The organism is Pseudomonas sp. (assembly GCF_035512415.1).
Lineage (GTDB): Bacteria > Pseudomonadota > Gammaproteobacteria > Pseudomonadales > Pseudomonadaceae > Aquipseudomonas.
The window spans coordinates 1-26,381 of the sequence record NZ_DATKDZ010000010.1; the positions used below are offsets into that span (position 1 = coordinate 1).

General features: G+C 61.6%; 28 protein-coding genes. 16 read left to right on the plus strand and 12 right to left on the minus strand.

Translation table 11 applies throughout. From position 1 onward, the window contains the following. The 12 genes from VMP31_RS05185 to VMP31_RS05240 form a co-directional block, all read left to right on the plus strand. Positions 1–226, plus strand: a 226-nt coding sequence (locus VMP31_RS05185) for a hypothetical protein (protein ID WP_325504776.1), incomplete at its 5' end; no start/stop codon positions are given. Further along, positions 223–480, plus strand: a complete 258-nt coding sequence (locus VMP31_RS05190; protein ID WP_325504778.1) for a hypothetical protein — start codon at positions 223–225, stop codon at positions 478–480. The genes VMP31_RS05185 and VMP31_RS05190, both read left to right, overlap by 4 nt. Beyond that, positions 465–707, plus strand: a complete 243-nt coding sequence (locus VMP31_RS05195) for a hypothetical protein (protein WP_325504780.1) — start codon at positions 465–467, stop codon at positions 705–707. Before VMP31_RS05190 ends, VMP31_RS05195 begins: the two co-directional genes overlap by 16 nt. After that, positions 704–1,249, plus strand: a complete 546-nt coding sequence (locus VMP31_RS05200; protein WP_325504782.1) for a hypothetical protein — start codon at positions 704–706, stop codon at positions 1,247–1,249. The genes VMP31_RS05195 and VMP31_RS05200 overlap by 4 nt, the downstream gene beginning before the upstream one ends. Positions 1,250–1,252: 3 nt before the next feature. Further along, the gene (locus tag VMP31_RS05205) at positions 1,253–1,672 is read left to right on the plus strand and encodes a virulence-associated protein E (RefSeq protein WP_325504784.1); all 420 of its coding nucleotides are present in this window, start codon (positions 1,253–1,255) and stop codon (positions 1,670–1,672) included. After that, positions 1,659–2,888: an AAA family ATPase gene (locus VMP31_RS05210; RefSeq protein WP_325504786.1), complete on the plus strand. Its 1,230-nt coding sequence runs from the start codon at positions 1,659–1,661 to the stop codon at positions 2,886–2,888. The genes VMP31_RS05205 and VMP31_RS05210 overlap by 14 nt, the downstream gene beginning before the upstream one ends. Then, positions 2,888–3,184: a hypothetical protein gene (locus VMP31_RS05215; protein WP_325504788.1), complete on the plus strand. Its 297-nt coding sequence runs from the start codon at positions 2,888–2,890 to the stop codon at positions 3,182–3,184. Before VMP31_RS05210 ends, VMP31_RS05215 begins: the two co-directional genes overlap by 1 nt. Continuing rightward, a complete protein-coding gene (locus tag VMP31_RS05220; protein ID WP_325504790.1) occupies positions 3,177–3,413 on the plus strand; it encodes a DNA-binding protein in 237 nt (78 codons plus the stop codon). Before VMP31_RS05215 ends, VMP31_RS05220 begins: the two co-directional genes overlap by 8 nt. Before the next feature lie 168 nt (positions 3,414–3,581). Then, positions 3,582–4,841 carry a phage major capsid protein gene (locus tag VMP31_RS05225; protein WP_325504792.1) on the plus strand — a complete coding sequence of 420 codons (1,260 nt, stop codon included), beginning with the start codon at positions 3,582–3,584 and terminating at the stop codon, positions 4,839–4,841. A gap of 154 nt (positions 4,842–4,995) precedes the next feature. Then, on the plus strand, positions 4,996–5,196 hold the full coding sequence (locus tag VMP31_RS05230) for a hypothetical protein (protein WP_325504794.1): 201 nt from the start codon (positions 4,996–4,998) through the stop codon (positions 5,194–5,196). 39 nt (positions 5,197–5,235) lie between these two features. After that, on the plus strand, positions 5,236–5,598 hold the full coding sequence (locus tag VMP31_RS05235) for a hypothetical protein (protein WP_325504796.1): 363 nt from the start codon (positions 5,236–5,238) through the stop codon (positions 5,596–5,598). Positions 5,599–5,773: 175 nt separating this feature from the next. Further along, positions 5,774–8,029, plus strand: a complete 2,256-nt coding sequence (locus tag VMP31_RS05240; RefSeq protein WP_325504798.1) for a hypothetical protein — start codon at positions 5,774–5,776, stop codon at positions 8,027–8,029. A gap of 39 nt (positions 8,030–8,068) precedes the next feature. Here VMP31_RS05240 and VMP31_RS05245 read toward each other — a convergent pair whose 3' ends face one another. Next, on the minus strand, positions 8,069–8,290 hold the full coding sequence (locus tag VMP31_RS05245) for a hypothetical protein (RefSeq protein WP_325504800.1): 222 nt from the start codon (positions 8,288–8,290) through the stop codon (positions 8,069–8,071). 1,093 nt (positions 8,291–9,383) lie between these two features. Between VMP31_RS05245 and VMP31_RS05250 the strand changes: the two genes are divergently transcribed. The 3 genes from VMP31_RS05250 to VMP31_RS05260 all read left to right on the plus strand — a co-directional run bounded on the left by VMP31_RS05250 (position 9,384) and on the right by VMP31_RS05260 (position 11,829). Continuing rightward, positions 9,384–9,611 (plus strand): DUF4224 domain-containing protein, encoded by a 228-nt coding sequence (locus VMP31_RS05250; RefSeq protein ID WP_325504802.1) that lies wholly within the window; start codon positions 9,384–9,386, stop codon positions 9,609–9,611. Between the two features lie 674 nt (positions 9,612–10,285). Next, positions 10,286–10,984, plus strand: a complete 699-nt coding sequence (locus VMP31_RS05255) for a hypothetical protein (RefSeq protein ID WP_325504804.1) — start codon at positions 10,286–10,288, stop codon at positions 10,982–10,984. 302 nt (positions 10,985–11,286) lie between these two features. After that, on the plus strand, positions 11,287–11,829 hold the full coding sequence (locus VMP31_RS05260) for a DUF3087 domain-containing protein (protein ID WP_325504806.1): 543 nt from the start codon (positions 11,287–11,289) through the stop codon (positions 11,827–11,829). Positions 11,830–11,949: 120 nt separating this feature from the next. Here the strand turns inward: VMP31_RS05260 and VMP31_RS05265 are convergent, their stop codons facing one another. The 11 genes from VMP31_RS05265 to VMP31_RS05315 form a co-directional block, all read right to left on the minus strand. Then, on the minus strand, positions 11,950–12,858 hold the full coding sequence (locus VMP31_RS05265; RefSeq protein ID WP_325504808.1) for a DMT family transporter: 909 nt from the start codon (positions 12,856–12,858) through the stop codon (positions 11,950–11,952). 3 nt (positions 12,859–12,861) lie between these two features. Then, positions 12,862–13,506 (minus strand): carbonate dehydratase, encoded by a 645-nt coding sequence (gene can, locus VMP31_RS05270; protein WP_325504810.1) that lies wholly within the window; start codon positions 13,504–13,506, stop codon positions 12,862–12,864. Positions 13,507–13,634: 128 nt separating this feature from the next. Then, complete coding sequence (locus VMP31_RS05275; RefSeq protein ID WP_325504812.1) at positions 13,635–15,545, minus strand: bifunctional metallophosphatase/5'-nucleotidase; 1,911 nt, start codon at positions 15,543–15,545, stop codon at positions 13,635–13,637. Positions 15,546–15,833: 288 nt separating this feature from the next. Next, on the minus strand, positions 15,834–16,286 hold the full coding sequence (rimI, locus tag VMP31_RS05280; RefSeq protein ID WP_325504814.1) for a ribosomal protein S18-alanine N-acetyltransferase: 453 nt from the start codon (positions 16,284–16,286) through the stop codon (positions 15,834–15,836). Between the two features lie 57 nt (positions 16,287–16,343). Continuing rightward, complete coding sequence (locus VMP31_RS05285) at positions 16,344–17,153, minus strand: energy transducer TonB (RefSeq protein WP_325504816.1); 810 nt, start codon at positions 17,151–17,153, stop codon at positions 16,344–16,346. Further along, on the minus strand, positions 17,150–18,697 hold the full coding sequence (locus tag VMP31_RS05290) for a 2-isopropylmalate synthase (RefSeq protein ID WP_325504818.1): 1,548 nt from the start codon (positions 18,695–18,697) through the stop codon (positions 17,150–17,152). Before VMP31_RS05290 ends, VMP31_RS05285 begins: the two co-directional genes overlap by 4 nt. Positions 18,698–18,950: 253 nt before the next feature. Beyond that, positions 18,951–20,195 (minus strand): saccharopine dehydrogenase family protein, encoded by a 1,245-nt coding sequence (locus VMP31_RS05295; RefSeq protein WP_325504820.1) that lies wholly within the window; start codon positions 20,193–20,195, stop codon positions 18,951–18,953. 30 nt (positions 20,196–20,225) lie between these two features. Beyond that, positions 20,226–21,323 (minus strand): carboxynorspermidine decarboxylase, encoded by a 1,098-nt coding sequence (locus VMP31_RS05300; protein ID WP_325504822.1) that lies wholly within the window; start codon positions 21,321–21,323, stop codon positions 20,226–20,228. A 339-nt stretch (positions 21,324–21,662) separates the two neighbouring features. Continuing rightward, positions 21,663–22,163, minus strand: a complete 501-nt coding sequence (locus VMP31_RS05305) for a hypothetical protein (protein WP_325504824.1) — start codon at positions 22,161–22,163, stop codon at positions 21,663–21,665. A gap of 11 nt (positions 22,164–22,174) precedes the next feature. Further along, positions 22,175–23,734 carry a hypothetical protein gene (locus tag VMP31_RS05310; RefSeq protein ID WP_325504825.1) on the minus strand — a complete coding sequence of 520 codons (1,560 nt, stop codon included), beginning with the start codon at positions 23,732–23,734 and terminating at the stop codon, positions 22,175–22,177. Between the two features lie 2 nt (positions 23,735–23,736). After that, the gene (locus VMP31_RS05315; RefSeq protein ID WP_325504827.1) at positions 23,737–24,843 is read right to left on the minus strand and encodes a DUF6160 family protein; all 1,107 of its coding nucleotides are present in this window, start codon (positions 24,841–24,843) and stop codon (positions 23,737–23,739) included. Positions 24,844–25,125: 282 nt separating this feature from the next. Here VMP31_RS05315 and mksB point away from each other — a divergent pair, with 282 nt between their 5' ends. Further along, entirely contained in the window at positions 25,126–26,367 is a 1,242-nt protein-coding gene (mksB, locus tag VMP31_RS05320) for an Mks condensin complex protein MksB (RefSeq protein WP_325504829.1), read from the plus strand. Positions 26,368–26,381 lie beyond the last annotated feature (14 nt).

Genomic DNA, 26,381 nt, shown 5'->3' on the forward strand with positions numbered 1-26,381 from the left:
GCAGCTGGATATGCTTGCCGCCACCCTGCGTGCCATCCGCAAAGCCTACCCCGACGCTTTCGCAGAGATGAGCGACGGCATCCGCAGTGGGTTGCTTGATACCCGCCATCTCTCGGACCTTGGCCTTAACGCCGCCTCCGACTGGCGCGAGTACCTGGCAGAGCGGGCCAGCGAGCTGACCGCCCAACTCGATTACGCGCAAGAAACCGCAGGGGGTGCCCAGTGAGCGAACTTTCCCGGAGTGCCTATAAGCTTGGCAGCAGCCTGACCCAAGCAGGCATGGGCCTGCGAACCATCTCCGACCTGCTGGGTTGTGATGGCTGCGAACACCATCTGACCAAGGAAAACATCAACGGCTTGCATCACGCTGTCGCGGCCATCGGTGACTTGGTGGCTATGGCTGGCTATGAGCTGTGCGAGAAAGCCGAGATAGCCGAATCCATGGATAGCGAAGGGGGTGCGCCATGCGTAACCAACTGACCACTCGCACTAGCTCCATCCCGGAAGTGGTTTATTCCGCCGATGGTCAGTTGGATGGCCATTCCGTCGAGATCGTCGCCTGGAGCCGTAGCCGCCTGGCGCTCAACTTCGGGCCTTGCAGCCTTTCCCTGACGCCAGTGGCGATGATTGAGCTGATCACCCACCTGCACAACGCCATGGACAGCATCGTGAAAGCACAGACCACCGAGCAGGAGGTGAAAAAATGAATGCCTTAGTAAAATCGCAGCAGCTTGACATTCGGCCTTCGGCGTTACCGCGCGCGCCCCTTAAGCCACAAAAAAACCGGTTGCGCTTCAAGGCTACGAAGAAAAGTAGCCCCGACTTTTTCACTCTCCCGTTCATTGGCAAAGATCATGGCGAGTTCAGCTACTGGGATGTTCCCCTGACGACCGGCTTCGTGCCTGGGACGTATCTCGGCACTGCGCTCGCGAGCATCTACCTGAATTACATTCGCGACTCCGAGAACATCATCAAGCACGGCCTGCTGGCCGATATCTCTGCTGCTTGGCTTGATAAAGCGCGGTCCTGCACGCCAGAAGAGCACGAGGCTCTCCTCGGCCAGATGAAAGGCTTCATCGGGAAAATCAATCCGTGTCAGATGATTTTCAGCTGGCCCGGCGCAGCCGCCGATGCTCCTCAACGTAATGAGTCCTTGCTCGATCAGGCGAACCGCTGGCTGGAAATAGGCAGTGACGATGCACTGCTCAGCATCGTGAACACTTCCACCGAACAGCCGGCCAAGGAGTAACCCATGACCATCAAAAACGGTGCCCTGGCACCGACGGGATCGGCTTGCGTCGAAAAAGTGCTGAGCCGCCTCGATAAGGTGAAAGCGAATGGCTCTGGCAAGTGGAAAGCCAGCTGCCCGGCTCACTCCGACAAGACCCCCAGCCTCAGCATCAAGGAAGTCGGCGACGGCACCGTGCTGCTGAAGTGCTGGGCGGGCTGCTCCGCGGCAGACATAACCGCGGCCATTGGCCTGGAGCTGCGCGACCTGTTCCCCGGCAATAAGGCGGCGCACCGCGGCCCGAGCAGGGCCGCCGTTGAGCACGAGCGCGCGATATATCAGATCGGTCTGTCGATGCTGAAGAGCAGCACGCTGAGCCCCGAGGACCAGGCCCGCTTCGAGCTGGCCAAGCAACGGTTGGGGGTTGTTCATGAAAGCGCCTAGCGATCGATTTTCCAAGGAATGGGAAGGCGTTAGCGTCTTGCCCACGGCAGCAACACCACTGTGGCGTGCCGAACTGACTCAGGCGTCATCCATCGTACCGGTACCCATCCGCTGGCTGTGGCCTGGCTGGATTGCCCGGGGCAAGCTGATCGTGCTGGCAGGGGCCGGCGGCAGTGGCAAGACCACGCTAGCCATTGGCCTGATCGCCACGCTGACCAGCGGCGGCCGCTGGCCTGACGGCGAGATCTGTACCGAGCCCGGCAACGCTCTGATTTGGTCATCTGAGGACGACCCTGCCGACACTCTGGTGCCTCGCTTGATGGCTGCAGGTGCCGACCTCAGCCGCGTGCATATCGTCCAGGGGCGGATTAACTCCCTTGGCGAGCGTGAGCCCTTCGACCCGGGTACAGACTTCGACCTGCTGCGCGCCGCGGTTGATTCTATCGGTGGTGCTTCACTGCTGCTGCTCGACCCAGTGGTCAACGTGGTCAAGGGCGACATGCACCGCGCCAATGACACCCGACGTTCGCTCCAGGTCGTGGTGGACTTCGCTGCAGAGCATTGGTGCGCGGTACTGGGTATCAGCCACTTCAGCAAGGGCAGCGGTGCGTCGTCTCCGGCAGATCGAGTAATAGGCAGCCAGGCATTCGGGGCCCTTGCTCGCGCTGTATTGGTGGCCGCCAAGCAAGAGGATTCAGACGTCCGCGTCCTGGCCCGGGCCAAGTCGAACATCAGCGACGACCAAGGCGGTGTCGGCTACCTGGTAGAACCATGCACCGTGGGTGAAGGGATAGAAACCACCCGGGTGCTGTGGGGCGACCGCATCGAGGGAAGCGCCCGCGACATCCTGGCCGACGTCGAGAGTACCGGCGATGACGATCAGCGAACCGAGTTCGAGGAGGCCTGTGATTTTCTGCGCGACACCCTCAAGCATGGATCCGTGCCGACCAAACAGGTCAAGGCGGAGGCCAGCGATGCCGGTTTGTCCTGGGCAACCGTTCGCCGGGCTCAGAAGGCGATCGGGGCCATCGCAATCAAGGAAGGGGGCCGGCTTGGCAACGAAAAACAGCAGTGGGTTTGGAGCCTTCCGGCAGAAGGTGCTCATAAAACCCAGAAGGCGCTCACAAAAAACAGTGAGCACCTTCTGGAAAACGTGAGCACCTTCTGCGGCGCTCAGCCGCCGTCCTTCGATGAATCGGACGCGGAGGAACTGTGATGGCCGCCGTCGATTACCTCACCGCACATGGCTTCTCGGCCCGAGTTTCGGGTAAGCGGCTGGTCGTTTCTCCTGCCAGCCGCTTGACGGACGACGCCCGCAAATACATCAAGACCCACCGCCTGGAGCTGCTGGCGGAGTTGGCTGCCAACGACGGTCAGGAGCGTCGTAGCAACTGGCGAATCATCCGCAACGGGAAGCCGCTGTGCGTAATGATCAGCGAACCTATGACCTATCCAGAAGCGTTGGCGGCTGCCCGCTGGCGCTGGTCTGACGTGGAGGTGGCGCGTGATTGATCCCATCGAAAACGAGATCCGTCAGCACCTGGAGCGCCTTGGCGTGATACCGCTTTTGGGCGGCCTGGTACCGGAACCTGCCACTGCCGAGCTGCTGGGCTATGCCCCGTCCTACTTGCGCCGCCTGGCGGCGGCCGGGCAAGCACCGCTGCCATTCGTCCGGCGCGGCAATCGCAGGTTCTACAAAATCGACGACATCCGCCGTTTTGCGACTGAAACCGTCGCATAGCACCGAAGTTAGACGCAGACCGAGGCGCACGCCCGCGCGTAGGGTGATCGCCATAGCAGGTACGCCGGGCGCTACCTGCTGACATCACGCTTTGCGCTGATGGACCGCAGCCATGCCGGGCGCTGGCGGCCACTCCCCCACTCAAACACGAACACCGGAGTAATTCCGATGGGCAACCAGAATCATGAATCGCGCTGGGCACGCCTACGGGCACATCTCGCCGCCGGCGGCCAAGCCGCCGAAAGCGACCACCGCGTACTCGCCACCATCACGCAGGAAATGACAGAAATGGATACTGATATCGGTCAAATGGCCGGCGCGCTGCTGGCGCAACAAAAAACCGTCAAAGATCACCAAGACATCCTGCAGGCCACCTGCGATAAACAGGTTGAACTGCAAGCTCGACTCCAAGAGCTGGAGCAGAAGGCCGTCGGCAGCGGCTTCCGCGCAGCGAAGCCCGTCAAGGAGAACAACCACCGGCTCGCCGCCGAGCTGGCTGGTGCCGATGGGTTCGCAGCCTTCAAGGGCGGCCAGAAGACCACGGGCCGTCTGACCCAACAGGCCGGCGTGCGCGCCATCATCACCAACCCGGACCGCGGCGATACCGACTCAACCAGCTACCCGACCGCACCGCAGCGGGCCCCGGGTATCCAGGGCATACCCACGCCGCCGCTGACCCTGCTGGATGTGCTGCCGATTCAGCCGGTGGAGAGCACCACCTTCGAATATGTCCACCTGGACGACTTCCTGAGCGGCGCTGCTTATCAGCATGTGGAAGGCGACGAGAAGGGCGAGGGTGATCTGCCAACCACTCTCCAACGTGCCGAGATTGCCACCATCGCCACCTGGATTCCGGCCAGTAAGCAGGTGCTGGACGACAACGAGCAGTTGCAGGGCCAGATCAGCCTGCTGATGAGCAATGGCGTGCGCCAAAAGCTCGAACACGAAGTGCTTGCCGGTGCAGGCGGCACGGGGGAAATAAACGGCCGGATCAACCAGGCACTGCCGTTCGTTTCGACAAGGCAGCGCGCGCCTGATCGGATCGGCGAAGCCGTTACTGCGCTGAAGTCGCGCGGCTGGATCCCCAGCGTGATCGTCATGAACCCTGAGGATTGGTTCGCGATCGCCAGTGAGCGCGCAGAAACGGGCAATGGCCAGTACGTGCTGGGTAGTCCTCGCGACCCTTCGCCGGCCAGCCTGTGGGGCGTCCCCGTGGTGGTCACGCTTTCGATGCCCGAAGGCCAGGCGCTGGTGCTGGACACCACGACGCTGGCGCTGCTCGATCGCCAAGAGGTGACCGTGGAAGCGAGCCGCCACGACGGCAACAACTTCCGCCGCAACCTGATCACCATTCTCGCCGAGCTGCGCGCAGGCCTGGCGGTGTACGCGCCTACGGCGAACCTGCTGGTTGAACTTTCCTCTACCTAATTCGGAAAGCTCGGGCGCGAGCCCGGGCGTGGATTAGCTGGCTAGTGCCACGACGGAGAAAAACCCCAGCAGCCTGGCCCTTTCCTCGTACAGGGGTGACAGCGCACTAGGCCCGCCCAGCCGGCGGGCCTTTTCACATCAACAGGAGAGAACAATGACCATCACCACCAGCCTCCCGAAGCCTATCAAACAGGCCCTCAATCAGTTGGCCCATTCCCGCGCCCAGCTTCACCAGGCCTATCAACGTGAGCTGCTCAGTATGGAAATAGACCGCCTGATTGCAGCCGGTCTGTCGCCTGAACAGGCCCTCGAGCAACTGCGCACTAACCCACCGATTTTGGTGCCGAATTTTTAGCCCTCCCGAATGATCGGCACACGCACTTAGGAGTTCGATATGAACGAGCTACAGATTCTTTTCCCCACCGCTACGCGCATAAAAGTTGGCCGGCGCTGGGTCTCCATCCGCCCGGTCGAGTTTCGCTGCTTTGATGAGTTCGGCACCGCCTCGGCTGAGCTGCTGGCAGTACTTGCCGAGGGCGATCTGACGATGATCTACAGCTGGTCGAAACGGGCCGAAGTGGTAAAGGCAGTGCTGGCCAATTGCACAAACCTCAGCAAATGGCGGATTGCTCGCCTGCCAATGACCGTGGCGGTCGAGCTCATGCTGCATGTGATCGCGTTGAACTCGCGTTTTTTCGAGCAAGCCCTGGTCAACGCAGCGGATCTGTTGGCTGGGGCGACGTCGCCCAAAAGCTAATCCAGGCCGGCCATCCGCCCGAGGCTACTGGCAGGTACACCCTGGACCAGATACAGCTGTTTCTGGGAGCTATCGAGCGCGAGGGCATGGACCGCGCCCGGGTGAGCCTGATAGCCGCCCGCGCCGCCAATGCCAAGGCGTCTGATTTCAAGAAAATCCTGAAGGGGTTCGGTGGATGAGCAAGGTTAAAACGCAATTTGTCATTGAAGGGCAAAACAAGACTGGCCCGGCATTCAGCCAGGTCGACAAGTCGCTGAGCAGCTTGAGCGGGAGCGCCAAGGCTGCTGGCTCCGCTTTAGCCGGCGCGCTTTCAGTTGGCGTGATTGCGACATGGGTCAAGCGTAGCGTGGACGCCGCCGACGGTGCCCGCAAGCTCGCCCAGGGCGCTGGCCTGACCACCAAAGCGTTTACCGGGCTCGAGTTCGCTTTTAGTCAAAGCGGCCTTGGCCGCGGTGAAATGGCCAAATCCTTTTCACAGCTAAATCGGGCCATGGTGCAAGCCGCCGAGGGGGCCGGGCGGCCGGGCGCGGCGTTCAAGGCGCTCGGCGTCTCCGTTACGGGAGCCGCGGGGCAGCTGCGCGCCGGCGATGAAGTGCTGCGCGAGTTGGCCGACAAGTTTCAAAATCTACCCGATGGTGTAGAGAAGAGCGCCCTGGCCGCCGATATTTTTGGCCGCAGCTTGGGCAGCAAGATGATCCCGCTGCTGAATGCGGGCGCTCAGGGAATTGATGACCTGGTGAAGCAGGCCGAGCGCCTGGGGTTGGTGATCGGCGACGAGCAGGCGGCTAAAAGCGAACAGTTCAACGATCAGCTGGCCACTCTTGGCAAAGTATCCGAGGGTGCCGCCAATACCGTCGCCGGGGAACTGCTGCCAACGCTGACGCAAATGACCGGGCTGCTGGTGGAGGTGAGCGAGGACGGTGAATCAGCCAAGGTTATGGCGACCGCCCTGGGTTACGGGCTCAAGGCCTTGGCCATTGTTGCAGTGGTGGTTGGTGCTTCATTTAAGCGCATGGGCAACATTATCGGTGGCGCAGCCGCTGCCGCTGTTGAGGCAGCCAAGCTCAACTTCTCAGGTGCGGCGGATATTCTGCGCAACATATCTGAAGACAATGAAAAAGTTAGCGAAGACATGCTGGCGCGTATCAAGAAGATCGCCAGCGGTGGTTACGAGGAGCTCGGTAAGAAGGCAGCAGAGACACAGGCAAAAATAGCTACCGCCAATGAGTCCATGGCCGCCAGCACCCAGGATTATGCGCGGCGTGCTCTGCGCAGCCTGAGGGATTTGGTTGCCGCGGAGAAGGTCGCTCAACGTGACATTGAGCGGATCCGTGCGGACCGGCTCAAGATCGAGCAGCGCTATGCCGAGGCCATTGCCGGTTTCCGCTCTGGCGGTGAAACCCAAGCCAACTTCGGTGCCTATCAAGATCTTAAGCTTGCGGCTGATCGGGCACTTGCTGCTGGCGATGCAGAGGGCGCGCAGCGCCAGGCCCAGGCCGCCCTAAAAGTACTGCAAGACATGGCCGCCGCCGGCGAGAGCACTTATGGGTTTGAGGGTCTGGCAAAAGGCCTGCAGCAGATAGAAGAGGCTGCCAAAGATCTCGAGCAGGGCACCGCAGAACAGAAAATCCGGGCGCTCAAGGACGAGCTGGACGGCTTGATGGCGGATGTGAAAGTCAGCCCAGAACTGGACGAAAAGGCCCGCGCCAAGCTGCTGACGGCTGCGCAGGATCTGGCCGAGCAGCTCAATAATGTATTGACGATCACGCCAACCGTAAGCGCTGACCCGGCGGTGCATCCCAAGGCAAAGCCGGTAGAGATTCGTCAAGATAGCCCCAATAGCTTCACCAACCTGCCGCCAGTAGAGGTCGACGTGATACCTACGGGTATTCGCCAGGACGGCGAGAACAGCTTCACCAACTTGCCGCCGGTGAGTGTAGACCTGCAGGTCGACCAGGAAGCCGCGGGTCTGGCGCAGCAACAGATCGCCGAACTGGCTCAGCGTCTTAGCGCCCAATTAATCATCCCGGTGACGCCTGTTGTCGGAGCTACCGGAGCGCAACAGCCACCCCAGGTGGATGGATACGCAACCGGCGGCCTGGTGCGCGGAGCGGGATCCGGTACCAGTGACAGCATCCCGGCCCTACTCTCGAATGGTGAGTACGTCATCCGCGCCGCCGCGGTAAGCCGGCTCGGGCAAGGCTTCCTCGATCTACTGAACCAGGGAATGCCGATCTCTCGGTTTGCAGATGGTGGCCTAGTAGATGCATCGGTAGTGGCTGGAGCTGCTGAGCCTAGATTCAAGAGCTTTGGCCGGCTGGATATCGCCGTGGGCGGCCAGGTTCTGCAGACCTATGTGCAAACGGCTAGCGTGGGTGATCAGCTGAGACGGCTAAGCATGAAGATGGGAAGAACTCACCCGCGCAACTGAGCTCACTGATCAGGTAGATGCGCTCAGTTTTGAGCGCATCTACCTTGTTCGCCAGGCATCTTTCAATACCATCGCGACTAAATCATTGCCCTCCGATTTGGTGTACGCAGTCCAGTCGACGTACCACAACTTGCCGATTTGCTCGCCAGGGATGTTGCCGGTGCGGATCTGATTACGGATAGCCTGCGGGCACAGCGGCGTGCCGTTCTCGCCCCAGCGTCGCCGCTGAAACTCGCTTATCTTGATCAACTCAGCGCCCATGGCAAACCTCCCATTTCCAATGTGATCCCCAGTCACTTTGCCAGCCTGCTGCTCCAGCTGAAAGGTGACTATGGCATCGCCCCCGCTACGTGGTACTGGAGGGGGCGAACCCGTCACGATGCGCATAGCGGTTGCCCCACTTTTGCGTCACGCCGTTAGCGTGACCATCGCCTGTACCAGCTCGGGCGCGATCTTCTTCCACCCAAGCGCCTGGCAAGCACACAGGCGACGCTCGCTCTGTAAAGGTGACCCCGAGACACATTTAGGGGCGGAGCCCGCTACTTCCTCAAAGTGAGGAAATCCCACATCGCCGGCCCACCTGGAAGGCCGGCACTACGGAAAAACCGTAGTGGCCAGCCAAGCGCTACCGGCTTGGATATGGCTGCTCCTGCATCTTCACAGAATCCCGAAACCCCAGAGTCTACGGGCGATCTGGCCGATTCCTGAGTTTTCAATTGGAGAGGATGAAGAAAGGAAAAACAGCCCGCTTATGCATATCCACGGAACGCGCCCCCGCCAGTTGGGCCGCCCACTTTGGGCGATTCCCGCGTATCCACGGATAGAGGATGAAGGAAGGCAAAAGGCGGGATATTCCCACCTTTCGGGGGCAATTAGCGGGCACCAGTCGAGCACGGTGCAAATCCGGTTGCCGCCCCGGTTTGATGTCGGATTTTCCGACAACAACGCCCGGATCAATCGGCGAAATTTTCCGCCGATTACCTGGGCGCGCCATGCATGCTCAGAGAGCCGCCGTGCCGTAGGTAGTTCAGGCTGAAGATGCACTCAACGCTGAGTGCATTGCCGGTTGAGTAGATACCCGCGATTCCGGGTATCTACTCAGCACTAGGGTGGGGTCGGTGATTCGTCGACCCTGCAGGCTGGTCGTGTGAGATGCGAGCGAGTTTGCTCACATCACCGTGACCACCTTCCGCCTGGTGCTGATAACGCCGCCTGGCGTCACTTGGACGTTACCAACTCCACATCTCATGCCCACCGGTAGACCTTGGCTGAACGGCTGGGCGATTCGCCCACCCCCAGCAATAATCAGCTCGTACAAGCAGAGACACATCAACCCAAGAAAGGACACGATCCTATGCTGCTGACACTGCAAGAGCTGGCAGAGCTCACCGGCTACCAGAAGCCATCGGCACAGATGCGCTGGCTTGAGGTTCAGCGAATTCCGTTCCTTGTTGGTGGCGATGGCAGGCCCAAGGTCCTGCGCGCCCCATTGGTTGCGCGCCTGGGCGGGTCACCATCATCGCTGGGTAAGCCTGAGCCTCAGCTTCGATTAGGCGGACACAAGCCCCACCGGAAGCCCTAGCGCCATGCCTGAGTGGGAGGGCGGGTCAAAAGTCTGATGATTTTCAATCCCCGAACGACGGGGGGAGCCAAATTTTCGCACCGTCAAAATTAGATTTTGAATTTCGAATTTCGACGCAACTTTTCACAAGAGCCCCAGCACTCCTGAATTTCATTTTTCGCGGGTGTGAAAATGCGGCACCCCCCGTCGTTCGGGCAGTCGATCCGCTTGGACTTTCGCCCCACCCTATCGGCGCGCAGGTAATCGGCGGAAAATTCCGCTGATCGCTGTCAGCGCGCCTAACTATCGTCAAAGTAGTGGCTAGATAATGGGGGAGGCGAATAAGCCAAAAATCACAGCCGCCGGCTCCGTGTATCCCCACGTGTATCCCTCTAAAAATTCACACTCATAAAACACATAAATATCAACGATATGAAAAACCAGTTCAAATGACTGCGTACCAAACAAAACAAGGGTTTAGCGAAAGCTAAGCCCTTTTTTGTTTTTTGGAATCCAAAAAGTGTTCCTTTCTTGTCCCCCTGAATCTCAGGTCAACAGATTGACATAGCGCGGCGTAGCTATGCCTGTGAGCGCCTGATTGATGCCGATAATGGCAATTGAATATCACGGCCATTTAGGCGAGCATTCCGCGCGCAAAACCCACTCTATGTAACCCCAGACAACAGGACGTCGCTATGCGCGTTATAAAAAGCTTTCTCGCCCTCGCTGCACTTGCCCTTACCGGTTGTGCCACCGGGCCTGCTGTGCCGCCACCAACCTTCCCCGGTATTGAGCAGTCGGACAAAATCACCATCGAGGACTTGCGCCCCAAGAGCGAATCCGAGAAAGAAATATTCAGCGTGCTGATCACCAGCAGCGCCTATGCGATCTACCGCGTGGCCGACGGCGCGACAAACCCCACCGGGCCACGCTTGCTGGCCCACCGCGCCTACGAGGCGTTCCCGGAGCTCGCGCAACAACCGAAGATCAAGGTGTTGCATTTCGTGACCTACGCCAACCTGCAATCGCATCTGCGCAAGGGCGTGGCGCTGGGCATGCTGACCGGCCCAATTGGTGTAGCCCTCATAGGCCCGCCAAAGTATCCAGTCAGCGACGTCGTGACGTCCCCGGTCGACGGCGCGTTGCTTGAGAAAACCGCCGGTGACGAGGAGCACACCCGTGCGTACTTCACTGAACAGGAAAACCCAAGCAAGTCGCCAGTGAACGTGATTTACATCGACACGGAAATGCTCGGCAAACGCGTGGCCAGCCGTTGCCTGGTACCGCCGGTGAAAGACAAGCCCAACCTGTTTCTGGTGGAAGCATTCGACATGTGCATCGCCAACCACCTGGCATTACACCGCAGCGTCAGCCCTGCTACCGCGGCCAAGTAAGCCAAGCACATAGATAGCAGGAACTCATAAGCCTCAAAATGCTGGAACCGGGGTTCAAGCCCCCAGCGGAGCCACCAAACAAAACAAGGGCTTACCGAAAGGTAAGCCCTTGTTTTCCGTTCAGGCCACATGCCCATAGCCACTTCCCGCTCAGCTCAACGCCCCACCACCTGCAGCCATGGCCAGCCAAGACGCCTGCCATACCGATCACCGCAGAATCTCTTCACACACTCCCTCGCCCGCACCCTGCTCGGCGGTGATAATGCGCCGCAGATAAGTGCCCTGCCACATAGAGGAGTTCCATGGCCGTGCCGTTCGAGATCAAGCAGTTGAACCCTGAGGTATACCGTCAGCAAACGCGGCGTAGCACGCTGATTCTGGTGGTGATTTTTCTGTTGCTGGCCATGCTGTTGGCCACCCTTGCCGTGCAGCTGTTCGGCACGCCTGGTGGTGATAATTTCCGTTGGAATCTGGGCGGGGTGATCGCTGGGCTGGTGTTGACCGTGGCACTGGTGCGATTGCAGTTCTGGCAGCAGCCCTGGATGGCGGCAGCGGTCTATGGCTGGCAGCTCAAGCGCCGGCTGATGAGCATTACCAACCGTATGCATCATGTCAGCGCCGGTGTAGCGGCCCATGATCCGGCAGCGATGAAGTTGCTGCGTTTCTATCACCTGGGCCTGACCCAGATGCACCAGCTGGACGGCAACTCCAGCGCCCTGAGCCAGATAACCGCGGAGATCAATCGGCACCGGGAGGCCATGCAGGCCATGGGGCTGGATACCGAGAATCAGCAGATGGACCCCGCCTGGCTGGAGGCGGTTAGAAAGATCAAGGTCGCGCAGTAGGCCGCTCGCAAGCGCTATCCGGGCGCAGCCGGAGAGTCACTGCGCCGAACGCGCTCGCTGCCATCAGGGCAGCACGAGCAAGCCCCGCAGCCTAGCAGGCTCGCCCGTCAGCGCTGTCCGTTACGCCGGTTTGCCCGGCCGTAGTGTTCCCAGCAGCAACCCGGCGAAGATCAGCCCGCCGCCCAGCCAGTGGAACAGTTGCAGGCCCTCCCCCAATAGCAACCAGCCCAGCACGGCGGTGAACACCGGCATCAGGTAGTTGCTCAGGGCCGCCTTGGCTGCGCCGACCACCCGTACCCCGTGGTTCCAGGCCAGGTAGGCCACCAGCGAGGCGAACACGGCGGTGTAGCCGATGGCGGCCAGGTTGCTGACGCTCGCTTCAAGCTGCGCGCCCTGGGCCAGCTCATAGAGGTAGAACGGCAGAATCAGCGGCACCCCGAGCAGCATCAGCACGCCAAGCAGGGCCAGGGGCGGGATCGGCAGGAGGAACTGCGCCCAGCGCCGCAACAGCAGTGAATACAGCGCCCAGTCGGCCACGGCCAGCAGCATGATCAGGTCGCCCTTGTTGAATGCCAGGCCGGTGAGACTGGCCCAGCGCCCCTGGCTGATCAGCACCAGCAAACCCACGGCGGCCAGCGCCATGCCCCACCAGGCGCGGCGCTGGGGCCATTCGCCGAGCAGCAGGCCGGCCCCGATAAAGGTCATCAGCGGCAGGCAGGTGTTGACCAGGGTGATATTGATCGCCGCCGTGGTTTGCGCGGCGCTGTAGAGCAGGCTGTTATAGCCGGCGATGCCGAGGCCGGCGAGCACCAGCAAGCGCCAGCCGGCGTCCCGCAGTTGTCGGCGATGCCGCCACAAGGGCCCGGCCACGAAGGGCAGCAACAGCGTCAGGGCCAGGCACCAGCGCCAGAACGACAGGGCAAAGGGCGGGATTTCACCGGCAAAGGCCCGGGCCACCAGGGCATTACCGGACCAGCAGATAACCGCCAGAAGCAGCCCGGCGTAGGCGTAACGGCTGGAGCTGCGCACGCCTCAGTTCTGCCCGAGGGGGCGCAGGCGATATTGCGGCGGTAGCTGCTCAAGGCCGCTGACGGCGACGTTGAGGTTCTTCCAGCGGCCATCCTTGATGCCATAGATACAGCCGTGCACGGACAGCGGCTGGCCCCGGTGCCAGGCATTCTGCACGATGGTGGTGTGGCTGACGTTGGCCACCTGCTGGATCACATTGAGTTCGCACAGGCGGTCGACCTGCTGCTCCTCGGTGGGCAACTGCGAGAGGTGCTCGCGGTGCTCGTAATACAGGTCGCGGATGCTCCGTAGCCAGCCATCGATCAGGCCGAACTGGGTGTCCTGCATGGACGCGCGCACGCCGCCGCAGCCGTAATGGCCGGTGACCAGGATATGTTTGACCTTGAGCACGTCGACCGCGTACTGGATCACCGACAGGCAGTTGAGATCGGTGTGCAGCACCACGTTGGCGACATTGCGGTGGACGAACAGATCGCCCGGTAGCAGGCCGACAATTTCGTTGGCTGGCACCCGCGCATCGGAACAGCCGATCCACAGGTACTCCGGCACTTGCTGCTTGGCCAGTTTGGCGAAGAACTCCGGATCTTCTTCCTTGATCGCCTCGGCCCAGCGGGCGTTGTTGTCGAAGAGGTGTTGTAGATCGCTCATGGTTCACTCCCTGGTTCGTCGATGCGCACCATAGAAGTGCCGCGGCCTTTTGACAAGCACGCACCCGCCGCAGTCACAGCCAACCTTGCGGTAACAGGCCGGCGGCGCAGTGATCGCCAGCGGCTGTTTCAGCTACGGCGGCGGCGCAACAACCCGAAGATCAGCAGCAGGCCGGCAAACAGCACGGCGCTGACGCCCCACTGCAGCGTGCCGGCATAGCGATAGAGAGCGGCCGGATGCAGGCTCGGCTCACGCAGCATGCGCTGCTCGGCTGCGGCCCCACTGGTGGGGATATCGGCCAGGCCGTCGCCGTCGATGTCCGGCAGGCTGCGGATATGGTCGAGCAGGCCCTGCCATTCCTTGTATTCCTGCACGCCCGGGGTCTCGGGGTCGGCATCGATAATTGCATCCTTGATCGCCGCCAACGGCCGGCCTTCGGCGTCCTTGGGTTGCACGCTGAGCAGACCCTTGGTCAGGTCGCCGACCAGCCAGGTAAAGCTGCCGACATAGCTGGTCGCACCGATGCTGTAGAGCCGCTGATCCGCCAGATCCAGCGGCGTATAGCCCTTGCTCGGGTCGCCCAGTTCAATCCGGCTGACCCGGTCGAACGGCACGCGCCAGGGGTTGTAGCTGAAACGCAGGCCCGAAACCCGCGGGTAATAGCTCTTGCTGTCGCGCATCTGGTAGGCCAGCAACAGCACCTCGAGCAGGCTCTTCAGTTCCGCACCAGTGACGTACACCTTGATCAGCGGATAACCCGGCGCGTCGTCCAGTTCGCCAACGCCGAGCGGGGCGATGCGAAACAGGTCGGACACGCTCTGCACGCCATGCCGACCCTTGATCAGGTTGTCGCGAATGGTGCCGTTGCCGGTAAAGGACAGGTCGCTGCCCGTGGCCTGGCGCAAGGCATCGGTCACCAGGTTGGCGAGGATGGGATCGTCGAAATCGCGGGTCAGGGTCTTGTCGACCTTGGCCAGCGCCTGGTCGAAGGCATAACCACGGGGAGCGAGCATGCGTTCGCTGACCACCTGCTTGAAGTCCTCGACCCGGGCGGTAATCGCGACGTCCCCGGCGATGCGGTCGTCGATGGGGTGCAGCTGGTAATCCACCAGCTGCGGTTTGCCCGCATTATCCAGACGCATGCGCAGCTCGCCCAGGTGCTGGATTTCCGAGCCAGCCTGCATCACCGGGGTGCGACCGCCCACCAGCAGCGGTTGCGCCAGGGCGGTGTGCGAATGGCCACCGACCACGATATCGATGCCCGGCACCTGCTCGACCAGCTCGACCTCCTCGCCGCGCCAGCTGCCATCGGCCTGCTGCACCACGCCCATATGCGACAGCAGGATCACCACCTCGGCCCCCTCCTCGCGCAGCTTGGCCACCATGGTGCGGGCCGTTGCCACCGGGTCGGCGAAGGTCACCGGCTTGATCATCGGGCTGACCGCCACGGCGTTGTTGCCGAGCAGACCGAACAGACCGAAACGGATGCCGCCCCGGTCGAGTAGCTTGTACGGCAGGATGCGCCCGGCGTCATGGTGCGCCTGCAGGCTGTCGTCGGCCGTGCTCACGGGGTCGAAGCGCAGGTTGCTCGACAGCAGCGGCAGCAGCGCCTCGCCCTTGGCCCGATAAGCGGCGCTGATCATCGCCGCCAGGCCAGCTGGACGGAAATCGAATTCGTGGTTGCCCAGGGTCGCGGCGTCGTAGCCCAGCTCGCTCATCAGGCGCAGCTCGCCGCCGATCTCGCGGGTGACGGTATGGAACAGCGTGCCCATGCTGAAATCGCCGCCATCGAGCAGCAACACCGGTTGCTCGCTAGCGGCGGCGCGGCGTTGCTGGAGCAAGGTGGCCAGGCGCGCGACACCGCCGACGGTGTCGTCATCGCCCGTGGTCGCGGGGGTAAATTCGTTGTTCGGGCCAAAGCCGAGCAGGCGCGACTGCCAGTCGTTGGTGTGCAGGATGGTAAAGCTGCGTTCGGCGCTAAAGGCCTGAGCAGCGGCCAGCAGGCAACACACCGCGAACAACGGGCGAAGCAATCCCATGGGAGATCCTTAAAAACAAGTGAGCCGACACCACCGCCCCGGCGCGGTGCCGGCCAGTATGCGACAGCCCGGGCCTGGTGGCAGCGGCGAATGGTGCCGCCGCTTGTAGCCAATCGGGTCAGAGGTTGGACGGCGTTGCGCGTTAGCCGCATTAACTTCAGCCGCTCAAGACCAATCGCGGCTAAAGCCCCTCCCACACACCCCAATGCTGTTCACTTAAGCGGCCATCTCTGGGCGCGTGTTGTAGCCATGCACCCACACACCCGGCATTTCGTGGTGGCAACAACGCTAATCGAACAGCGGGCAAACCATTACCAGGGCATCCTCGCGTCCGCCCACGGCCGGGTAGTAGTCGCGGCGGCGGCCGACTTCGTTAAAGCCGTAGCGCTCGTACAGGCGGTAGGCCACCTGATTGCTCGCGCGCACTTCCAGAAAACAGTCGTTGGCACCTTGGGCCTGGGCTTGCTGCATCAGGTGTGCGAGCAGTTTCAGGCCCAGGCCGCGGCCCTGGCTTTCGGCCTTGACGGTGATATTGAGCAGGTGCGCCTCGTCCATGATGATCTGGATCACGCCGTGGCCGACCTGCTGCTCACCCTCGAACATCACCCAGCAGTTATAGGCGGTCAGGCTGTCGGTAAAGATGCCGCGCGTCCAGGGATGGCTAAAGGCGGCGTATTCGATTTTCAGCACCGCATCGATATCCGCCGCAGTCATCGGGCGGAAGCTGATTGCATCACTCATTCAGGTTGACTCGGCAAGCGGTAGAAACCTCGGCCAAGCGGCCGGGAAAAGATGTATTCAATTGGCGGCCAACCAACGCTGGCGCACGCGGCGCATGGCCTGCCATAGCTCGCGCTTGCGCTCGGGCTCATCCATCAGCAACTCCAGGCCCGGCAGGGCCCAGGCCGCGCCCAGCCCCTCGACCTGCAGCTCACGGTTATAGGCCTCGGCACCGGCCTCACCGGCAAAGCGAATGGCCGGCAGGCCCACCAGCCACAGGCAACTGCAGGGCTCTTGCTCCTCCAGGCGCGCACCGACAAAGCTCTGCACATATTCCAGCGCCGCTTGCGGGCCCTGGTCGATCTGCCCGCGCACCAGCAGCGGCCAGCGCACCGGTTCGCCGATCAGTTGCGGGCTGTCCGGCAGGCCAGCGGCGCGCAGCAGATCCTTGAGCAGCAGATAGGCCGGATCGCGCCCTTGTAACGGCTCGCCGGTGGGCAATTCGACCAGCACCGCGCAGGCACCGGCGCGCAGCAGCTGCAGGGCAAAGCGCGGCGGTGGTGGAGCCATGACCTTGACCGGCGCAGCGGCTTCATCCTCGGCAGCGGCCAGCGGCCTGGCGTGGCGCGAGATGACAGTGGCCCGCGGCACTTCGATCTTCGCCCGCGGCTCGGCCTGGGCCGGCGGCTGCGGTGCAGCCTCAGAAACCGCTGCAGCCGCGACCACAGCCGCCTCGACTGCTGGCAGCTGGGGTTGCGGCTCAGGCTCGGCAGGCGGTTGCAGCAGTTCCGGGCGCGATGGCGCAGCAAAGGGCAGCTCCACCCGCGGCAGCCAACTGGCCACCTGCATGGCGCTCAGATAGGCACGACGGCGCAGTTCTGTGATCAAACGTCAGCCACCTGCGGATGGGCCTTGTGCCCGGCCTGCATCAGGTTCAGGGCATTGATATAGGCCTTGGCCGACGCCACCAGAATATCGGTGTCGGCCCCGTTGCCGTTGACGATACGGCCGCCCTTCTCCAGGCGCACCGTGACCTCGCCCTGGGAATCGGTGCCCTTGGTGATGGCGTTGACCGAGTACAACTGCAGGCTGGCGTCAGAGGCGGCAATCGACTCGATGGCCTTGAAGGTGGCGTCCACCGGGCCGGAGCCCTGGGCGCTGGCGGCCTGCTCGCGGCCATCGACGCTGAGCACCAGCTGCGCCTGCGGCACTTCGCCGGTTTTGCTCGCGACTTCCAGGGTGAGCAGCTTGAAATGCTCCGGGGCTTCCTCGGCCAGGGTGTCGGAGACCAGCGCCTGCAGGTCTTCGTCGAAGATTTCGTGCTTCTTGTCGGCCAGCTCCTTGAAGCGGGCAAAGGCCGCGTTCAGCTCGCTTTCCCCAGCCAGCTGGATGCCCAGTTCGTCGAGGCGCGAACGGAAGGCATTGCGCCCGGACAACTTGCCCAGCGACAGCTTATTGGTATGCCAGCCTACCGACTGCGCGGACATGATCTCGTAGGTTTCGCGGTGCTTGAGCACGCCGTCCTGGTGGATGCCCGACTCATGGGCAAAGGCGTTGGCCCCGACTATGGCCTTGTTCGGCTGCACCGGGAAACCGGTGATGCCGGAGACCAGGCGAGAGGTGCTGAGGATATGCGGGGTGTCGATACGGGTGTGCACGCCGAGCAGGTCTTCGCGGGTCTTGATCGCCATCACGATCTCTTCCAGCGCGGCGTTACCGGCGCGTTCACCGAGGCCGTTGATGGTGCACTCGACCTGGCGCGCACCGGCGACCACCGCGGCCAGGGAGTTGGCCACGGCCAGACCCAGGTCGTTATGGCAATGCACCGAGAACACCGCCTTGTCGGCGTTGGGAATGCGGTTGAGCAACTGGCGGATGGTCTCGGCGTACTGGTGCGGAATTGCGTAACCGACGGTGTCGGGAATATTGATGGTGCGCGCGCCGGCGTCGATCGCCGCTTCGATAATGCGGCAGAGAAAATCGATCTCCGAACGGCCGGCGTCCTCACAAGAGAACTCGACATCGGCGCAGAGGTTGCGCGCGCGCTTGACCGCATACACCGCCTGCTCGACCACCTGATCCGGCTGCATGCGCAGCTTGTGCTGCATATGGATCGGGCTGGTGGCGATAAAGGTGTGGATACGCCCGCTGTTGGCACCCTTGAGGGCTTCCGCAGCGCGGTCAATGTCTGCGTCGAGGGCGCGCGACAGGCTGCACACGGTGCTGTCCTTGATGGTGTCGGCAATCGCCTTGACCGCGGCGAAGTCGCCTGGGCTGGCGATGGCGAAACCGGCCTCGATCACATCAACCTTGAGGCGCTCCAGGGCCTTGGCAATACGCAGCTTTTCTTCACCGGTCATGGAGGCACCGGGGCTCTGCTCGCCGTCGCGCAAGGTGGTATCGAAGATAATGACGCGGTCGTTGCTGCTCATGCTGGGTTCCTCACGGATGCGCAGAAGCACAGGCCCGACGTGGGGACCTATGTCGATAAGCCGTGATTGTCGCGTGAAACGCCGCGGGCGGGAAGGAGCAGCTGCAAGCCGTAGGGCGGACATGCCGAAGGCTTGTCCGCCGCAGCACCGATCATGGTGAACAAGGCTGCGCCATGTCCACCCTACGCCAGATAGCACAACGCCCGCCGAGATGGCGGGCGTTGAGCTGATTGAGCGAGCTAGACGCAGCCAATCAGAGGGTTTGATCCCAGGGACGGTCGCCGTTGGCGTCCTTGATCCGGGTCGGCAGGCCCATTACGTCCAGCAGCTTGAGGAACGGCTCGGCCGGCAGCTGTTCAACGTTGGCCATGCGCGCCACATCCCAGTCGCCACGAGCGACCAGCAGTGCAGCTGCAACCGGCGGCACGCCAGCGGTATAGGAAATACCCTGGCTGTCGGTCTCGACATAGGCGTCCTTGTGGTCGGCGACGTTGTAGATAAACAGCTCGGCCGGCTTGCCGTCCTTGGTGCCTTTGACCAGATCACCGATGCAGGTCTTGCCGCTGTAGCCCGGTGCCAGCGAGGCTGGGTCCGGCAGTACGGCCTTGACCACTTTCAGCGGCACCACTTCGAGGCCTTCGGCGGTTTTCACCGGTTGCTCGGAAAGCAGGCCGAGGTTCTTCAGCACGGTAAACACATTGATGTAGTGCTCACCGAAGCTCATCCAGAAGCGCACATTGGGTACGTTCAGGTGTTTGGACAGGGAATGCACTTCGTCATGCCCGGTCAGGTACAGATTCTGCTCGCCGACCACTGGTAGGTCGTCGGTACGTTTGACTTCAAACATGCTGTTGCTAGTCCACTGGCTGTTCTGCCAGCTCCAGACTTGGCCGGTGAATTCGCGGAAATTGATTTCCGGGTCGAAATTGGTGGCGAAGTACTTGCCGTGGGAACCGGCGTTGACGTCGAGGATGTCGATCGACTCGATGCTGTCGAAGTACTGCTGTTGCGCCAATGCGGCATAGGCATTGACTACGCCCGGGTCGAAACCGACGCCGAGGATGGCGGTCACGCCCTTATCCTGGCATTCGGCCAGGTGCTTCCACTCGTAGTTACCGTACCAAGGCGGCGTTTCGCAGACCTTGCCCGGTTCTTCGTGGATGGCGGTGTCGAGGTAGGCGGCGCCGGTATCGATGCAGGCGCGCAGCACCGACATATTGAGGAAGGCCGAGCCCACGTTGATAACGATCTGCGATTCGGTTTCGCGAATCAGCGTTTTGGTTGCTTCAATATCCAGCGCATTCAGGGCATAGGCCTGAATTTCGGCCGACTGCTTCAAGCTGCCTTTGGCCTTTACGCTGTCGATGATGGCCTGGCATTTGGAGATGTTGCGCGACGCGATAGCAATACGACCGAGTTCGTCGTTGTGCTGCGCGCACTTGTGGGCCACCACCTTGGCGACACCTCCTGCACCAATGATCAGAACATTCTTCTTCAATTTCTTTATCTCTCCTTTAACCGCCAGCTGTCAGGACAGGCTGGACAGGTAATCGTCAAAGCCAAATTCGCGAACCACCTCGACGCTGCCGTCGAGCTGCTTCACCACGATGGACGGCATTTTCAAGCCGTTAAACCAGTTTTTCTTGACCATGGTGTAACCCGCTGCGTCGATAAACGACAGACGATCGCCGATGGCCAGCGGACGATCGAATTGGTACTCACCGAAGATGTCCCCCGCCAGGCAAGACTTGCCGCACACCATGTAGGTGTATTCGCCGTTGCAGGGTTCCATCTTGGCGTTGAGACGGTAGATCAGCAGATCGAGCATGTGCGCTTCGATAGAGCTGTCGACTACGGCCAGATGCTTGCCGTTGTAGAGGGTGTCGAGCACCGTGACTTCCAGCGAGGAGCTCAGGGTGATCGCCGCTTCGCCGGGCTCCAGATACACCTGCACGCCGTATTTCTCGGAGAAGGCCTTGAGCCGTGCGCAGAACTGATCCAGCGGATAGTCGTCGCCAGTGAAATGAATGCCGCCGCCGAGGCTGACCCACTCGACCTGCTCAAGCAGGTGGCCGAAGCGCTCCTCGATGGTGGTCAGCATCTGGTCGAACAGTTCGAAGCTGCCGTTCTCACAGTTGTTGTGGAACATAAAGCCGCTGACCTTATCCATCACCGCGGCGATCTTTTCCGGGTCCCACTCGCCGAGGCGGCTGAATGGGCGTGCCGGGTCGGCCAGCAGATAATCCGAGCTGCTTACTTGTGGGTTGACGCGCAGACCGCGCACCTTGTCGGCGGAGGCTTCGGCGAAGCGCTCGAGCTGGCCGATGGAGTTGAAGATGATCTTGTCGCAGTTGGCGAGCATCTCGTCGATTTCATCATCCGCCCAGGCCACGCTGTAGGCGTGGGTTTCACCGGCGAACTTCTGCCGACCAAGCTTGAGCTCGTACAGCGACGACGAGGTGGTGCCATCCATATATTGCTGCATCAGGTCAAATACCGACCAGGTGGCAAAGCACTTGAGCGCCAGCAGCGCCTTGGCACCGGAGTGTTCGCGCACGTAGGCGATCTTCTCCAGGTTGCCCAGCAGCTTTTGCTTGTCGATGAGGTAGTACGGCGTCTTGATCATCTGCGTGTCTATGCCCTGAGTACTTGCAAGGTCGGCCGGCAGGAAATCAGCAGAGCCGACCCCCTCCCCAAAAAAAGTGGAGGCGAATTGTGCCGATAACCGGCGCATATCGAAAGAGCCATGGGGATATTTCGTCGAACGAGCGACCACTGGTGCCGCTTTATCGCCCAGCAGTTCGAGCTTCGCAGCACAGGTTCGGCGACAGTATGGCCGCCAGAATGAACGGCAACCATGGCAGCAAGATGACAGAAAGATAACAGTCAGATAGACCGGAAATTGCCCCTACCCGCCAGATGGCAGGGGCTCAAGCCAGCGCCGCCGGCCTCGGCGCAGAGCGACTCAGGGCGTGGCGAACAGGTAGAGACTACCGTTTATGCGCACATCGCCATTGATCTGGTAGGTCAGCAGATCGGTCTGCTGAAAGCCCACCCCACCGGACGTGGCGCTATTGGAGCCGGCCAAGGTCACACGGGCATTGTTGAAGCTCGCATCGGTCAGCCCCAGACGCATGGCCGAGGCATTGAAGGCCGCACCCTCACCGCCGTAACCGCTGTCGATGGTGACGATATCGAAACTCAGCCCCTCGAAGCCGAAGGTGCCTTGGATATTGTCCAGCACGATAAAGCCGCTGCTGTTGGCCGGTTGTATCGCCACTCGCGTACCACAACCACCCGGGCAACGGGTCTGCGCGGGGTTGGCGGCAAAATTCAGGCTGGCGCTGATACTCAGCCCTGCCTGCCCGCTTATCCCCTGCAACTCATCCTCAGCCAGCGGCCGCAACTCGGCCAACACGGGCCCCGCCATAAACAGCAGAGCCAACCCCAGGTATGTACTGCGCATGCTGACTTTCCTCATCGCGGCAGGTTCACGGTGCGTATATCCAGATAGTCCAAACGCATACCGCGCACGACTTGCGAACCCAGATCGACACCGCCCAGGCTCAGGTTGCCGATGCTGATATTGCTCTTCGGCACCTGCTGGTAGAAGGCCTGGTGGTTGTTCCAGGTGACGCTGGGCAGGGACAGACGCAGCTCGCCGCCAGACAGCACCGAAAGATTAAGCGGCTGCAGGCTAGCCTGGCCGAGGTTGATATCGAAATACAGGTTCTTGGCTACGGCGCGATTGGCGTCGGTACAGGTGCGGCAAGTACCGATAACCAGCTTGTCGGCATACATCTGCAGACTAACCTCGCCCTGCAGCCCGGCGCTGTCGCCCCACAGATGGAGGTAGGCCCCGTTGAGGGTGAAACCCTCCAGATTGATGGAAAAGAAATCGCTGCGAGTGGTGGTAGCACCTTTGATGATATTGCCGTTGCCATCCACGCTGTAGGCGGTGCTGGGCAGGTTGAAGGTGGCTTCAACACCGACATCCAGCCCCTTGACGCGGGTGCCGCCGTTTTGCAGGGTGGTCGCCACCAGAACCACCGAGGTGCGGTTGTCCTTGGTCTTCTGGATACGCCCAACCACGCAGGTCGGCGACTCGGCGGTGGGTGCGCCGCACAGGCTGGAAAACTCGTCGAAATCGGTGGCCCGCTGATTAAGGCTGTAGCCGTCACGTTCTACGCTCCAGGCCTCGCCCAGGGCTTTCTGCGCGGCGGCCAGTTCGTCCAGTTGGGTCTGATAGTTATCGACCGAGGCGTCATAGTTCCTGGTAGCCTGATAAAAACAGAAGACGCCACAGCCGTATTTCTCGCCGAATGCCGGCTTGGGGTATAAACCATCCGAAGCCGGTGCAGCGGCATAGCGGGTTTCCATAGTGCCGTAGGCACCTTGTACATCGTTGGTTTCCACCGCCACTTCGGCGCGGCGCTGCTCGACCACCAGCATATCCTGGTCGATGCCGCTCTTCAGGGTAAGGAAACCGACGCTCTGGTAACGCGCCAAAAGCGCATCACGGGTCGTTTCCAGGCCGCCCAGTTCAGTGTCGATGGCCCCCTGGGCCTGGGTTGGGTCGGTGCAGCCAGCCTCACCGTACAGACAGCCCTGATAGTAGGACCACAGGCCGTACTGATGGGTATCGTTAAGTGGGTCGTCCCAGGTTGGCGTGGTCAGCTGCAGGGCCTGAGTGCCACTCGGCAGGGTCGGCGCGGCAGCCCCGCTGACCACTTTCAGGGTAAAGGGGTGTAGCGGCGTCCCCACTTGCGCCGGGGTGTCCAACGCCCCGCGCTGGCTGCCGTCGCCCTTGATATAGGCCCGTTCGAAGTCTACGGTCAGGGCATTGCCCTGGCTGTCCTTGAGCCCGCTCACTTGCGCGCTGGCACTGCCCTGGTCGTAATAGAAGTCGTCCAGAAAGAAGCCGACCCCGGCCCCGCTGACCTCGCCCAGCTCGCGATCATCCAGGGCTTCCATGCCTATGCTGAGCCCCGGCAGAGCCAGCAAGGTAAACAACGCGCCCCGCAGATGGCTGTTCATGATCAGCACCCCTTGCTCAGGTCACCGATACAGGTCGGTACGCGGGCGGCACCATTGAGGGCCTCATACAGCGACACGATAAAGGGGTAGATAGTGTTCGCGCCCTCGCCCGACTTGGCGAAGTTGGCAAAGGCCCCGGACTGGGTCGCGACGAACTGGTTATTCGTCGAGGCCAGGTCCTGCCAGGGTACGTTCTGGTTCTGCAGGGAAAAGAACACCCCCTGGGCTCCACCGATACTGAGGTCGGCCTGGGTTCGATCGCCAACAAAGATGCTCTTGTAATTGACGAGGGGAAAGCAGGCCGGCAGACCCGAGGCGACGCAGTCACCGTTATTGGTCGATATGGCCGGTAGAAGGGGCTCGAGCGTGGCGTTGTCGGTATGAAAGGATTCGCCGTTGGGTACGCCGATATGGGTCGCCCGGTTGATCGGCAGGCCGTTGACCGTGGTATCGCCGGTGCCGTTCTTGACCAGCTGGATCTCGCTGAAAATCTCGGAGTTGCCGGCCATGCTCAATGCCAGGCAGTTGAAATTGAAGGTGCAGGTAAAGGCATTAAGGTTGTTCTGCGCCATATAGTATTCACGGGCGGTCGAGGCCGAGCCGGTCACCAGGCCCTGCATATTGCCAGTCAGTGACAGAATATCGCCGGACAGGTCGCCCCGGGCACGGCCAAATCCCAGGCGGATACCCGCCACCTCACGGATGCCCTGGCCGTTGACCTTGAACGCAAACTCCAGATAGGGGTCGCGCACCTGAAACGGCACCACGGTGGCATTGCTGGAGTTGGCGTTATCCACGCGGCCCAGGGCGAAATTATTGATGCGGATATCTGCCGGTTGATCGGACACGGTATTTGGATCATTGCGCGAATAATTGCCTAGGCGCAGCTCGTCGATATTGGTCAGCAGGTCGATCTCGGCCCCCAGGTTTACCCGGGTGTACTCGAAACCGCCGTAGGTCAGGCCGTCGAGGGTAACCAGCGCCTGACCGGTGATCTCGGCCAGCTCGTTGTCCGCCATGGGCTTCAGTTCGGCCTGGGCCGCACATACGAACAGGCTGCCGCAGAGCAGGGTCAGTAAAGGCTTGAGCGGATGGCAGGTCGAGCGCATGACGAGTTCCTTATTCTTATGGCGGCGGAGTCCTACGGACACCAGCCCTTGATTGCCACTATAAAAAGCCTGCGTACAGAGCGGGCCGACCCATAGTCGAGAAAACCCGGGCAAATCGCCCTCAGACCAGCGTTGGCCAGGCCCGGGGCTGTTACCCATCGTCACACCGACGGTTACAGGCGACGTAGCAACGCAACAGACGATGACTGACACTCAAGCCTTGGCCACAGCTTGCAGTACAATCGGCGTTTTTTGCGAAAAGCCCGCGGAGCGGATGCCCCGATGATTGATCCCAAGCGCGTACTGCGCGCCCTTGCCGAACACTGGACGTTGCTGGAGCCGCTGTGCGAGCGTTTCGACGCCGGCACCCTGAGCCTGGTGGAACTGCGTAATCAGCTCACTGCGCAGTTGCCCGAAGGCACGCCAACCGATGTAACCGCCCTGCTCGATCAGTGGATCCGCCTGGATATCCTGGTGCCGGTGGCCAAGAGCCCCAACCGCTTCGAGCTGAACGCGCAGATTCACGACTTCCTCGCCTACCTGCGCCGCGAACACCGTTTGGGCCTGTGCCTGGAGATCGAGGCGTACCTGCGCCATCTGGAGCGTTTGGCCGGCTATATCAAGGACGCTTTCGAGGTGCGCGACGCCGCCGATCTGGCGCGTCAGCTGCGTTTGCTCGATATGCGCGTGCGCGATGTCTTGAAGAAACTGGCCAACGACGAACAGGCGCTGGTCGCCGTGGCCGATCGGGCCAAGACCAGTGACCGGCAGATTCCGTTACGTCAGCGCTACGCCGAGGTGCTGGCCACCTGGGACGAATACGTCGAGCCGATGATCCAACTGGTCGCCGCCGACGGTGCCTTCGAGCAAGGCGTCTACCGCGTCGAACATGTACTGCTGCGCCTGCTCAGTGAACAGCAGCGCCTCGGCCAGTTGGTGGATGACGACCTGCTGCTGCGCACCCACGCACGTATTTTGGAAATGCAGACCACCGCTCAGCTGACCCTGCGCCGCGCCCGCGAGCTGCTGCTGCCGCTGCGTGAAGAGGCGCGCCGGCACAACGCCGTGACCCGTGGCGCAGCACTGGCCCTGGCGGCGATCCGCAAGAAGGGGCTGGACGCGGTACCGCAGGCGTCCCTGCCGCTGTTTAGTCGTCCGCAAAGCACCTTTCTCGGCACCGCTTCGCAGGTCGAGGCCTATGTTTACGCCCTGGCGCGCTTCGAACCGAAGCCGGCGCAGTTCCCCAAGGCGCATGCCAGCCGCAAGGGCGAAGCACCCCGCGCGCCACGCACGGCGCGGGAGATGATCGAGCGCTGCGAGCAAGCCCTGCCATTGCCGGACCTGATGGTCTGGCTGCTGGAACAGGAGCCCGAAGGTGCCACCGACGAATTGCTCTACTGGTTCTCGCGCCTGTCCCGCGATGGCCGCTTCCAGCGTGAGCGCCTTGAGCGCCGCGACTACCTCACCCGCGAGCATCAGGTCAGCCTGAGCTCCTTTGCATTGGTGGGCCGACTCGATGCTTAAGCCCTGCGTAGGGT